The organism is Curtobacterium oceanosedimentum, assembly GCF_040545555.1.
Classification (GTDB): domain Bacteria; phylum Actinomycetota; class Actinomycetes; order Actinomycetales; family Microbacteriaceae; genus Curtobacterium.
Map to the genome: position 1 here is coordinate 20,256 of NZ_JBEPMD010000018.1, position 12,033 is coordinate 32,288.

Below are 12,033 nucleotides of genomic sequence, written 5' to 3' on the forward strand. Positions count from 1 at the left end.
CGTCGCGGCCCGCGGGCGCGCCGCCCCGCGGGCGCGCCGCCCCGCGGGCTACGCCCCGCCGAGCGCCCGCGTCGCGAGGTGCAGCGCGAGCCGGGTCTCCGGGTCGCCGAGGTCCACACCGAGCAACCGCTGCACCCGGTCGATCCGATCCGCCACGGTGTTCCGGTGCACCCCGAGCACCGCTGCCGTCTCCGCCACCGAGGACTCCGCGTCGAGGTACGCCGCCAGGGTCGAGCGCAGCGCACCGCCCCCGCGCTCCAGCGGCGCGAGGAGCTGCTCCGCCGCCGGCAGGAACGTGTCCGTCTGCGTCCACGCGAGCAGCAGTTGCGCGAGCCCGAGCCGGTCGACGTGCACGAAGAAGCCGGACTCCGGTCGCGCAGCAGCCAGGCGGACCGCGTCACCCGCCTCGCCGAGCGTCCGCACGAGTCCCGCCGGACCGGCGTGCACGCTGCCGACACCGACGTTCGTGTCGACCGCGGAGCGCAGGGCGTTCTGCGCCGCACGCACCGAGGCGGCGACCGCGGCGACCGCGGCACGGTCGGGTTCGTCGACGGTCGAGGACCAGAGCGCCCAGCCGTCGGTCTGCTCCACCACCACGACGTCGAGCCCGTGCCCGTCGAAGGTCGTCTCGACCTCGCGCCGCAGCGCCACGGCGTCGACCAGTCCCCGTGCGACGAGCCGGACACCGACGTGCCAGGCGTCCAGCTCCCACCCCGCGGCGATGGTCCGCTGCACCAGGGGCGGCGCGGGCGCTCCGTCAGCGGCGCGGAGGTCGTCGAGCATCGCCATCCGGTACCGGGCGTCGCGCTCGTCGTCGAGCCGGGTGAGCACGAGCCGGTGCCCGGCCGCGACCGCCGCCACCCGGAGCGCCGTCGCGAGCACCGCCCGCTCGGCGCGCAGCGGCGTCGTGGTCCCGACCGCCAGCCAGGCCCGCGGCCCGATGCCGGTGGGCACGGGCACGGCCACGACGGTCTCCCGGTCGTCGCTCGCCCAGACCGGTTCGCTCGTCCCGACCGTGCGGGCGAGCAGCGCCGCGGTCGCCGGTGCGACGCCGGCACCACGAAGCGGGCGACCCGACGCGTCGAGGAACCGGACCGCGTGTCCGAGCTCGGTCTCGAGCCGCACGAAGAGCTCGTCGAGCGCGGGTCCGGCGTCGAGCCCGATGCGTGCCGCGGCGACGGCGGCACGAGCAGCGGGCGCGTCGCCCGACCCGATGAGCTCGTGGACCCGGACCGAGGCGGCCCACGGGTCCGGGGTCGCGACCACCGCGACGCCGAGCCGCTCGGCGAGCGCCGCGGTCCCGGCTCCCGGGAGCGGCGTCCCGTCGCTCACGCCGACGACGAGCACCGGGACCCCCGCGGACGCCGCGCGTCGGAGCAGCACGTCGAAGCGGGCGTCGAAGCGCTCGACCGGGGTGAGGAGGACGACCGCTCCGTCCCCGGACCCGAGGAGCCGGCCGACGTGCTCGGGCGGGCCGACGAGTCCGCGCACCGTGCCGACCGTGCCCGACGCCGGTCCGACGAGCAACGTCGTGCCAGCCGGCAGCAGGGGCAGGAACTCGGCGACGGGGATCACGCGACGACCTCGGGGACCGCGTCGGCGTCGATGCCGAAGGCCCGCGGCGAGACGCGTGCGGTCCGGTGCGGGGACGCCCACCACCACGGCGCTCCGGGCAGCACGAGCACCGCGAGCTCGTCCCCGACCCGTGCCCGCTCGGTGGTGACGGGGCGCAGGGACCGTGCGTCGACGACCACGATGCAGCTCGGCGTGCTCGCGACCGGTTCGCCGTCCACCAGGCAGTGCACCCACTCGCTGCCCGCTTCGACCCGGGCCACCGCTCCGGTGGCGGCGTCGCGGATCGCCATCGAACCGTGGACGAACGCGACGGCGTCCCCGCTGCGCTGCACGTCGAGCACGCGGCCGCGGGCGACGAGCCGGGCACCGTCGAGCCCGCGGACGAGGTCCTCGACCCCCGCGGCGTCCGCAGCGGCCCGACCGGTCCGCAGTGCCCGGTCGACGCTCCCGGTGATGCAGCGGCCCGTCAGCACCTCGGCGTCGACGGGGCCGACCGCGAAGGCCGCCCACCCGCCGCTGTGCGACACCGCCTCGCGCCACACGGTCTCCAGGTCGCGGGGATCGGCCGTGTCGACCACGATGCGCAGGCCGCTCGACGTCACCGCCGCCGCGGTGACCGCCGGCAGCGCGTCGACGAACAGGGACAGCTGGTCGAGGCGCGGCGTCGCCCGACCGACCAGGTCCGCGTCGACGAGCGGCAGGCCCGCCGCGTGTGCCGTGAGCGCCGCCGCCGGCCCGGTGACGCCACCGATCTGCGCGGCGACGACCGCATCGGCGGTCCGGCCCGTCCACCGCTCGACGGCGGCGAGCGCACCGGGCAGTTCCCGCCCGCTCGGCGTCTTCTCCTCGAGCACGGTGGTGGAACCGACGAGTCCGACCGCCACCACCGCGCCGAGACCGGCGTCGATCGGTACGACGGGCACCCCGCCGGTCCCGAGCGCCCGCCGGAGCGCGTGCGCCATGTGGTCGACCTGGCCGCCACCGCCGCACCCCAACAGCGCAGTGCCGCGCGCGAGGTCGTCGACGTCGTCGGCTCGGAGGCCCGTCACGGCTCCGTCACGCTGCTCGCCCTGGTGCACACCAGCGATCCTCGCGCATCGGCGCTGCTCAGCGCGCCCCCACCGGGGTGCGCTCGTGCAGCTGCTCGACCGGGACGAACTCGTCGTCCAGGCCGAAGCACGACGGGCCGAAGACCGCGAGGGCCTCCGGTGTGCGCATCAGGTCGGGCGTCGAGACCCCGATCACCCGGACACGCTGCCCGTAGCGCAGCCGCTCCGTCGTGATCGGTTCGGCGGTCTCCGCGTCGAGCACGCAGATCAGGTCCGGCACGACGGCGACCAGTCGGCCGTCCCGCCGCGCGACGAGGTTCTCGTTCTGGAAGGCGATCTCCAGCTCGGAGCCGTCGGCACCCTGCACGACCGCGCGACCCTTCGCGAACCCGTCGACCGTGCGGCGCTCGACGTCGACGACCTTGCCGTCGAAGAGCTCGCGCAGGTGCGTGTAGATCGTCTGCCCGAAGGCCTCGGCGAGCCCCTCGACGGGATCGCGGTGCTCCTCACGTGCCCGGCGGATCGCGCGTCCGACCGACAGCGCCAACGACAGGGTCCTCGGTACCGCGGTAGCGCGGACCTGGCTGCCGGTCATCGCGTACTCGGCGATGTACGCGACGCCGCCGAGCCGGATCGTCACGCCGCGGGCGAGCCACTCCATCTGCCGGTTGTCGTGCCCGGTGTCGATCACGACGCCGTGCCCGTTCTCGTCGCTGATCGCGAGCGGGGACCCCGGCACCCCGTAGACCGAGAACGTCTCCATCTGTAGTTCGGGGAACGCACGGCCCATGCCGTCCGCGTCGACGACGGGCAGACCACCGGTCGCGCCGACGAGCAGCGGGATCATCGAGTTGATGCCGCCGCACTCGATGGGCATCGTCGCGGTGGCGGTCCGGCCGAGGTGCGCCTCGAGCCGCCGGAGGGCGCCGAGCGGCTCCGGGCCGGCGGGCAGCCGTTCGAGCACCACGGTCGGGGCGCCCATCTGCGCGGTGGGGATGACGAGGGCGTCGTCCGGCACCTCGGGCGGGTCGAGGACCGTCACCGGGCCGTGCTCCTCGATCGCCGCCTTGACGAGCAGCATCCCGATGAGCGGGTCGCCCCCGCCGCCGGTGCCGAGCAGTGCGGCGCCGCGGGCGAGGTCGGGCAGGTCGTCGACGTCGATGGTCCAGCTCATGCGTGTTCTCCCTCGCTGACGGTGCCGTCGTGGCGGACCGCCGGGGTGTCGTAGCCGAAGTACCGGGGTCCGGCGAGCGCGAGGCCCGCCGGGGTGTGCCAGCGCGGGTCGGCCGGGGCGGTGACGATCCGGACGCGCGCGCCGAACCGCAGTCCCTCGGTGGTGATCGGTTCGCCGGTCTCGGCGTCCAGGGTGACGATCAGGTCGGGGGTGGTGGTACAGACCGACCCGGCCACCTCGACCAGCAGATGCTCGTTCTGGAACCGGAGCACGGCCTCCAGGCCGGTGTCGCCGCCGGATCCTGCGATCCGGGCGGTCCCGCGGGCGAAGCCGGTGACGGTCTTCCGTTCGACGTCGGCGACCTTGCCCTCGAACACGACGGTCCCGCCGAGCACTGCGGTGACGGCGGCGACCGGGTCCTCGTTCGCGGCACGGGCATCGACGAGGGCTTCGCCGATCGCGACGCTCAGCGACAGGCTGCCGCGGACGTACGACTGCTTGAGCTCGGCGCCGGACATCGCGTACTGCGCGGTGATCGCGGAGCACCCCATCTCCACCGTCGCCGTGCGGGCGAGCCGTTCCGCCCAGCGGTTGTCGACGGTGTCGAAGACGGCGGTGTTGCCCTTCTCGTCGGCGAGTGCCATCGGCGTGGCGCTGATCCCCGACAGGGTCGGCAGGACCATCTGCACCTCGGGGAAGGCACGGCCCATGCCGTCGCCGTCGACGAGCGGCAGGCCGAGCTCGGCCGCGGCGACGATCGGGCTGGTCGAGTTGACGCCGCCGACCTCCATGCACGCGACGTGCGTCGGGGTGACGCCGAGGTGGGTGGCCAGGCTGCGGATCGCCTCGGCGAACTGTGCGCCGGACGGCAGCTTCTCGACCATGACGGTCGGTGCGCCGATCATCGCGACGTTGAGCACGACGGCGTCGTCGGGCAGGTCCTCGACCTGGACGACCGGCACCGGGCCGTGCTCGCGGACCGCGGCCTCGGCGAGCAGGCGGCCGATGTACGGGTCACCGCCGCCGCCGGTGCCGAGCACGGCGGCACCGCGGGCGAGGGCGGAGCAGTCCTCGCCGATCTCGGTTATCAGGCGGACGGTGGGCGTCGTCGGACGCGTGTCCGCACCCGGGCCCGTGACCGTCGTGGTCATCGGACCAGCGCCCCGAGCGCGAGGTCACCGACGGCCTTGGCGCGGATGCGTGTGGCGTTGCCGGGCAGGTACGGGATCGGGACCTCGTCGAAGTCCACGATCGCGACGCTGGACGGGTCCGCGCCGGCGGCGACGGCACGGTCGACCGCTTCCTGCCGAGCCTCGTCGACCACGGCGGAGCGCTTGCCGTCGCTGATGGCGTAGACCTTGTCGACCTCGCCCGAGACCTGGGCGATCGCGGCGCCGATGGCGTTGGCCACGGAGTAGTGCTCGGGCCGGTGCACGGTGCCGAGTCCGGGCAGGGTGTCCGGCAGCAGCACGGAGCCGCCGCCGACGGCGACCACCGGGAGCGGGTCCGACGAGGTGCGCATGCGCTCCACGACGTCGGCGACGCGCTCGGCGATCACCGCGAGGGCTCGCTCGGCGACCTCGGCCGGCACCCCGGCGACACGCGAGGCGTCCCCGATCGCACCCCGACCGCCGCGGACGGCCACGTCGGTCGCGGTCAGGGTGTCGCCACCGAAGACGAGCCCCTCCTCGGTGAGCCGGTAGCCGACCGAGTCCGGTCCGACCAGGGCGCCGTCCGCGCGGACGCGGGAGCCACCCCCGATGCCGATCGACAGCACGTCGGGCATCCGGAAGTTCGTGCGGATGCCGGCGACGGCGACCTCGCCGGTGGCCTCGCGCGGGAACCCACCGGTCAGCACGCCGACGTCGCTCGTGGTGCCGCCGACGTCGACGACCGCGCAGGTGTCGAAGCCGGACAGCACGGCCGCGCCGCGCATCGAGTTCGTCGGTCCGGAGGCGAAGGTGGCGACCGGGTACCGACGGGCGTACTCGACGTCCATGAGCGTGCCGTCGTTCTGGCTGAGGAACAGGGGCGCGTCGATGCCGCTGCCGGCGACGGAACCGGACAGCCCGTCGACGATGCGCTCGGCGAGCTCACGCAGCGCGGCGTTGATGATCGTGGCGTTCTCGCGCTCGAGCAGGCCGATCCGGCCGATCTCGCTCGAGAGCGAGAACGCGACGTCCGGGCCGAGCTCGGCGGCCATGATCTCCTGTGCCCGCTGCTCGAACTCGTCGTTGATCGGCGAGAACACCGACGAGATCGCGATCGAGCGGATGCCGGCGGCGCCGATCGCCTCGGCGTGCCGCTTCAGCTCGTCCGGGTCGAGCTCCGAGATGACCCGGCCGTCGAACTCGTGGCCGCCGTGTGCCAGGAAGGCCCGACCCTGCACGGCACCGACCAGGTGCTCGGGCCAGTCGGTGAACGGCGGCAGGGATGCGGTCGCCGGCAGGCCGAGGCGGACGGCCGCGGTGGGGGCGAGCCCGCGGGCCTCGATGAGTGCGTTGATGAAGTGCGTGGTGCCGATCATCACGCCGTCGATGTCCGCCGAGGTGAAGTCGCGCTGCTCGCGCAGGCCGGCCAGTGCGGCGACGATCCCGGAGGTGACGTCCTGGCTGGTCGACCGCTTCACGGCCGCGGCGACCGTGCTGCCGTCCATCAGGACGGCGTCCGTGTTCGTGCCGCCGACGTCGATGCCGATGCGCATGGGGTTCCCTTCGGGGTGGTGCGTGCTGGTGGTGCGTGCTGGTGGTGCGTGCTCGAGTGGTGCTGGAGCGGGGGGCGGGCCGACCGTGCCGTGTCCGGATCAGGGAGCCGCGGCACGGTCGGCGGCCAGGTGGCGGTCGGCGAGGGAGCTGCCGACCGCCGGCTTCAGGGCGCCGGTGCGGGTGCCGGAGCGGTCGCCGGGGCCTCGCTGGTCGTGCCGCCGTCGACCGCTGCCGGTGCCTGTTCGGTGCGGCTGATCCCGACCCCGCGGACCCAGCCGGCCTTGCCGGCGATCACGTAGAGCACGAAGGCGATGACGACCGAGTTGATCGACGGGATGCCGACGGCGACGAAGTACCCGACCAGTGCGGCGACCGCCCAGATGACGAGCGTCGCGGGGACCCAGGTCGGGCTCGTCGCCGGGAGGCCCTCGCTCTCGCTGAGCTCGCGGCGCCAGCGCTTCACGACGAAGTACTCGGCGACCATGATCCCGGCGATCGGCGGGAACACGACGCCCAGCACGATGAGGAACGGGGTGAAGGCGTCGAGGAACCCGACCGCGGCGAGCACCGACCCGACGACACCCAGCACGAGGGTGACGACGCCGCGGTTCACCTTGCGGCGGAACACCACGTCGATGAAGTTCGTGACGCCGAGGCTCGAGCTGTAGATGTTCCAGTCGTTGATCTTGAACGTGCCGAGCAGGATCACGAGGATGCCGACCCAGCCGACGCTCGACGTGATGACGCGGGTGATGTCGGACGACCCGACGGCGTGGGCGAGCAGGACACCCGCGAGCCCGATGACGTACTCCCCCAGGGTGACGCCGAGCGCGGTCTGCTTCACGACGTCGCCGACCGAGCGGTTGAAGCGCGTCATGTCCGGCGTGATGACGGCGCCGACGATGAAGCCGCCCGCCACGAGCGTGGTGCCGGCGACGAAGCTCAGCTCGGGGCCGGCCGGGGCCTTCGCGGCGAGCTCGGCGATCGAGTGCCGGCTCAGCTCGACCGTGACCGCCCAGCCGACCAGGATCAGGAACAGCGGCACCGTGATGTTCGCGAGCCACTGCATCGAGTGGAAGCCGCGGAGCACGATCGCGGTGACCAGCAGGCCGAACACGAGCGACCACGCCCATGCCGGCAGGACCGGCAGGATCGCGACGAGGCCGGCGGCGGAGACACCCGACTGGATGCCGAACCAGCCGATCAGGCTCAGGCCGATGGCAAGCCCGACCAGTGCCGAACCGGCCTTGCCGAACCCGGTCCACCGGGCGATGACGGACGTGTTGAGACCTTCGCGCATGCCGATGATGCCCACGAAGACCGACACGATCTCCAGGATCACGGCGCCGAGGGTGATGGCCCAGAACGCCTGCCAGAAGCCCATGCCGAAACCGAGCGTGGCGCCGAGCAGGAACTGGGACAGTGCGGAGATCTGTCCGAACCGCTGCACTGCGACCTGGAACCAGCCGTAGCGGGCGGAGGCGGGGACACGGGACAGGGAGTGGTCGTCGACGACGACCGACGGGGCTGGTGGTGCTGACGCTGCACTGGCCATCGGATGCTCCTGGGGGGAAGGGGTGCCGGCCGGGGCGACCGGGTTGGAGCAACCGTAGTGACGGCACAGGAGCGAGAGAACGTGCAGGATGTCGTTTCGAGCACGTGAATCAGTGCACGGTGCACAGCGGCATGGCTGAGAGAGCGACGAGGGCCCGTCAGAGATCCGGGAACGACGAAGGCCCCGCCGCAGTGCGACGGGGCCTTCTCAGATGTGCGCTCGAAGGGACTCGAACCCCCAACCTTCTGATCCGTAGTCAGATGCTCTATCCATTGAGCTACGAGCGCATCCGGTCTTGCGACCGATGCTGGCCTTGCGGCCGTGGAAGACTCTACAACAGGTGCGGCGCGGAACGCCAATCGAGCCGCGCCGCACGGAGTCCTCGGCGTGTCGCGCGGCTCAGACCACGGTCGGCTCCTCGTCGAACACCTCGGCGAGGAACACCTGCAGCGCCTGCCACGAGCGACGGTCGGCGCGCTCCTGGTACTGCGCCCCGTGGTCCGGCGCGTCGGTGCCCGGCACCGCGAACGCGTGCATCGCACCCGAGTAGGTCACCACCTGCCAGTCGACCGACGGCACGGCACGCATCTCGTCCTGCCACTCGGCGACCTTCGTGTCCGGCACCATCGGGTCCGCTCCCCCGGTGAGCACGAGGAGCTTCGCCCGGATCGCGGACGCGTCGGACGGCTCGTGCACGATCAATCCGCCGTGGAACGACACCGCACCGGCCAGGTCGACACCGGTGCGCGCGAGCTCGATCGCACCGGACCCGCCGAAGCAGTACCCCATGACGACGATGCGCGAGTGGTCGACGTCGGGGTCCTCGCGCAGCCGGTCGAGCCCGGCGGTCAGCCGTGCGCGGAACAGCGGCAGGTCCTGGTAGTACGAACCCGCGACCTCGCCGGCGGTGTCGTCGCCGGGGCGGACGCCCTCGCCGTAGACGTCGGCACCGAACGCGACGTAGCCGAGCCGGGCGAGCATGGTCACCCGGGCCTCGACGTGCTCGTTGACGCCGTGCCAGTCGTGGATCACGAGGACCGCGGGTCGGGGGCCCGACACGGCGTGGTCCTTCGCCAGCACACCGAGGAGTGCGGTGCCCTCGTGGTCGTAGCGGACGGGTTCGACGCGGACGTCGGAGCCGGCGGGAGCGGGGACGGTGGACAGGACGTCGTCGGTGGTCTTCACGTCACCGGACGCTACGCCGCGCGACCGGCGGACGGACGGGAGGTGCGTGGCGGGCCCGCCACGCGCCTCCCGTCGGCCACCTGGCCAGCAGGCCGACGCGGCGTCAGCAGTCGATGTTGTCCCAGCTGTCGGGACCGGCCGAGCCGGCCGCGTACTCGTCGAGCGGCGCCTTCCCGTCGCGCCACGCCTGCAGGAACGGCTCGACGACCTTCCAGCCCTGTACGGCACTGTCGCCGCGCACCGACAGGGTCGCGTCCCCCTCGAGCACGCCGGCGAGGACCTCGCCGTAGGCGCTGAGCCGACCCGGGTTGAAGGTCACCGACAGGGCCGTGTGGTCGATCGTGTACGGGTCGCCCGGGCCGTTCACGTTGAGCTCGAGCTGCATCTCGTCGGGGGCGATCCAGATCCGCAGCTTGTCCGGCCGCTCGGCACCGGCCAGGCCGTTCGGCACGTGCGGCGAGTCCTTGAAGGTGATGACGATCTCGCGCCGCTGCTGCTCGAGCGCCTTGCCGGAGCGCAGTGTGAAGGGCACGCCGGCCCACCGCCAGTTCGCGACCTCGAGGGTCAGCTGCGCGAGGGTCTCGGTGCCGAGCGACGGGTCCACGCCGTCCTCGTCGACGTAGGACGGCAGTTCGCGGTCGCCGATCGTCCCCGCCGTGTACCGCGCTCGCTTGCCGGCGGCGACGACGTCCCCGCCCCACGGCCGTACGGCGCGGAGCACGAGCTCCTTCTGCGTACGGAGGTCGTCGGCGTCGATGGACGCCGGGGCCTCCATCGCGACGACGGCCATCACCTGCAGCAGGTGGCTCTGGATCATGTCGACCAGCGCACCGGCCTTGTCGTAGTAGCGCGCTCGGCCCTCCAGCCCGAGGGTCTCGTCGTAGACGATGTCGACGCGGTCGACGTGCGCCGACGAGAGCAGCGGCTCGATGATGCGGTTCGCGAAGCGCAGTCCGAGCAGGTTGAGGACCGTGGAGCGACCGAGGAAGTGGTCGACGCGGTGGATCCGCTCCTCGGGCAGGAACGAGTGCAACACGTCGTTGAGGTGCTCGGCGCTCTCGGCGTCGGTGCCGAACGGCTTCTCGAGCGCGAGGCGTGTGCCCGACGGCAGGTCGAGGCCCTTCAGGACGGCGCAGCTCTGCTCGGTCACGGCCGGCGGGAGCGCGAAGTAGATCGCCGGGTCGTGGTCGCACGCGTCGAGCAGTGCCTCGAGGTCGTCGGCGTCGGTGACGTCCGCCTTGCGGTAGGTCGAGGCCTCGATGACCTCGACGAGCCGCCTGCTGAGCTTCTCGCCGCCGTCGTGGGCGCCCTCGTCCTCCTCGTTCTTCGACGCCTGCGCGTTCTCGAACGACGTGCGCACCTGCGCCTTCCAGTCCGCGTCCGAGATGTCCTCGACACCCGCGCCGACGAGCTGGACGTCCCAGTCGTCCTTGACCTCGAGGAGGGTGGCGAGACCGGGCAGCAGCAGGCGCTTGGACAGGTCGCCGCTGGCTCCGAGGATGAGCAGGCTGGTCTGGAGGCTCGACATGCCCCCGACGGTACTCACGCGTTCCGGCACGCGGCCGGGTTGCGTCGGTACGGTGGGGCGAGTCCGGCGCGAGGGAGCACCATGAGCAGTGGGTACGGAGGGCGGCGCATCCGCGTCGCCGTGGTCGGCACCGGGATGATCGCCGGGGTGCACGCCCGGGCCGCACGAGCCGCGGGCGCCGAGGTCGTCGGGGTGCTCGGGCGGACGCCGTCCCGCTCGGAGCAGGTCGCCGCACAGCTCGACGTGCCCCGCGGCTACGCGTCGCTCGACGAGGTGATCGCCGACGCCCCCGACGTCGTGCACGTCTGCACGCCGAACGACCAGCACCACCCGCAGTCGATGGCGGTGATCCGTGCCGGCATCAACGTCGTGTGCGAGAAGCCCCTCGCGATCAGCGCCGAGCAGGCCGCCGAGCTCGTGGCCGCCGCCGACGAGGCCGGCGTGGTCGCCACCGTGCCGTTCGTGTACCGCTACCACCCGGCGGTCCGCGAGATCCGGGGGCGCATCGCCGCCGGCGAGCTCGGACGACTGCTCGCCGTGCACGGCCACTACCTGCAGGACTGGATGCTCGACGAGGACGCCTCGAGCTGGCGCGTCGACGCGGGCGCCGGCGGGGTGTCCCGCGCGTTCGCAGACATCGGCTCGCACTGGTGCGACCTGGTCGAGTTCGTCACGGGAGAGCCGTTCCGGTCGGTGAGCGCGGCGACCGACATCGTCTACCCGACCCGCCCGGCGGCGTCCGGCCCGTCGTTCTCCGGCTCGCCGGACCCCGACCCGGTCGCCGACTCCGGGCGGCGGGACGAGGTGACGACCGAGGACACCGCGGTCGCCACCTTCCGCTCGGCCGCCGGACGGATCGGCAACGTCGTCATCTCGCAGGTCGCGGCGGGACGGAAGAACCGGCTGTGGTTCGAGGTGGACGGCACCCTCGGTTCGGCGGCGTTCGACCAGGAGCAGCCCGAGACCGCGTGGTTCGGCAACGAGCGCGGCGCGCAGATCGTCGTCCGCGACCCGTCGCAGGGCGTGCCGGACCAGCGGCGCCTGGCGGTCGTGCCGGCCGGGCACCCGCAGGGGTACCTCGACGCCTTCGCGGCCTTCGTCGCCGACACCTACGCCGCGGTCCGTGCCGAGGGCGACCGGTCGGCCTGGCCCGAGGGACTCCCGACCTTCGCCGACGGCGCCCGGGCGGCGTCCGTGATCGAGACCGTCGTGGCCAGCGCCGCCGACGGCACCTGGCGCCCCATCCCCTGACCGTCCGCACC

The 12,033-nt window shown here is 73.2% G+C and carries 9 protein-coding genes and 1 tRNA gene; 1 reads left to right on the top strand and 9 read right to left on the bottom strand.

The features are described from left to right. Positions 1–48: 48 nt before the first annotated feature. The 9 genes from ABIC52_RS15080 to ABIC52_RS15120 all read right to left on the bottom strand — a co-directional run bounded on the left by ABIC52_RS15080 (position 49) and on the right by ABIC52_RS15120 (position 10,771). On the bottom strand, positions 49–1,575 hold the full coding sequence (locus ABIC52_RS15080) for a PucR family transcriptional regulator (RefSeq protein ID WP_209679062.1): 1,527 nt from the start codon (positions 1,573–1,575) through the stop codon (positions 49–51). Continuing rightward, entirely contained in the window at positions 1,572–2,654 is a 1,083-nt protein-coding gene (locus ABIC52_RS15085) for a DUF917 domain-containing protein (RefSeq protein WP_209679065.1), read from the bottom strand. Before ABIC52_RS15085 ends, ABIC52_RS15080 begins: the two co-directional genes overlap by 4 nt. Before the next feature lie 28 nt (positions 2,655–2,682). Continuing rightward, positions 2,683–3,798, bottom strand: coding sequence for an S-methyl thiohydantoin desulfurase family protein (locus tag ABIC52_RS15090; protein ID WP_126892148.1), 1,116 nt, complete (start codon positions 3,796–3,798; stop codon positions 2,683–2,685). Continuing rightward, positions 3,795–4,949, bottom strand: coding sequence for an S-methyl thiohydantoin desulfurase family protein (locus ABIC52_RS15095; RefSeq protein ID WP_354027715.1), 1,155 nt, complete (start codon positions 4,947–4,949; stop codon positions 3,795–3,797). Before ABIC52_RS15095 ends, ABIC52_RS15090 begins: the two co-directional genes overlap by 4 nt. Then, positions 4,946–6,502 carry a hydantoinase/oxoprolinase N-terminal domain-containing protein gene (locus ABIC52_RS15100; RefSeq protein ID WP_126892147.1) on the bottom strand — a complete coding sequence of 519 codons (1,557 nt, stop codon included), beginning with the start codon at positions 6,500–6,502 and terminating at the stop codon, positions 4,946–4,948. Before ABIC52_RS15100 ends, ABIC52_RS15095 begins: the two co-directional genes overlap by 4 nt. A gap of 164 nt (positions 6,503–6,666) precedes the next feature. Continuing rightward, positions 6,667–8,058, bottom strand: coding sequence for a purine-cytosine permease family protein (locus ABIC52_RS15105; protein ID WP_354027716.1), 1,392 nt, complete (start codon positions 8,056–8,058; stop codon positions 6,667–6,669). 214 nt (positions 8,059–8,272) lie between these two features. Beyond that, positions 8,273–8,345, bottom strand: a tRNA-Arg gene (locus ABIC52_RS15110). Positions 8,346–8,457: 112 nt separating this feature from the next. Then, entirely contained in the window at positions 8,458–9,243 is a 786-nt protein-coding gene (locus tag ABIC52_RS15115) for a dienelactone hydrolase family protein (RefSeq protein WP_354027717.1), read from the bottom strand. A 103-nt stretch (positions 9,244–9,346) separates the two neighbouring features. Next, positions 9,347–10,771, bottom strand: coding sequence for a glucose-6-phosphate dehydrogenase (locus ABIC52_RS15120; protein ID WP_354027718.1), 1,425 nt, complete (start codon positions 10,769–10,771; stop codon positions 9,347–9,349). A gap of 81 nt (positions 10,772–10,852) precedes the next feature. Between ABIC52_RS15120 and ABIC52_RS15125 the strand changes: the two genes are divergently transcribed. Beyond that, on the top strand, positions 10,853–12,022 hold the full coding sequence (locus ABIC52_RS15125; protein ID WP_354027719.1) for a Gfo/Idh/MocA family protein: 1,170 nt from the start codon (positions 10,853–10,855) through the stop codon (positions 12,020–12,022). Positions 12,023–12,033 lie beyond the last annotated feature (11 nt).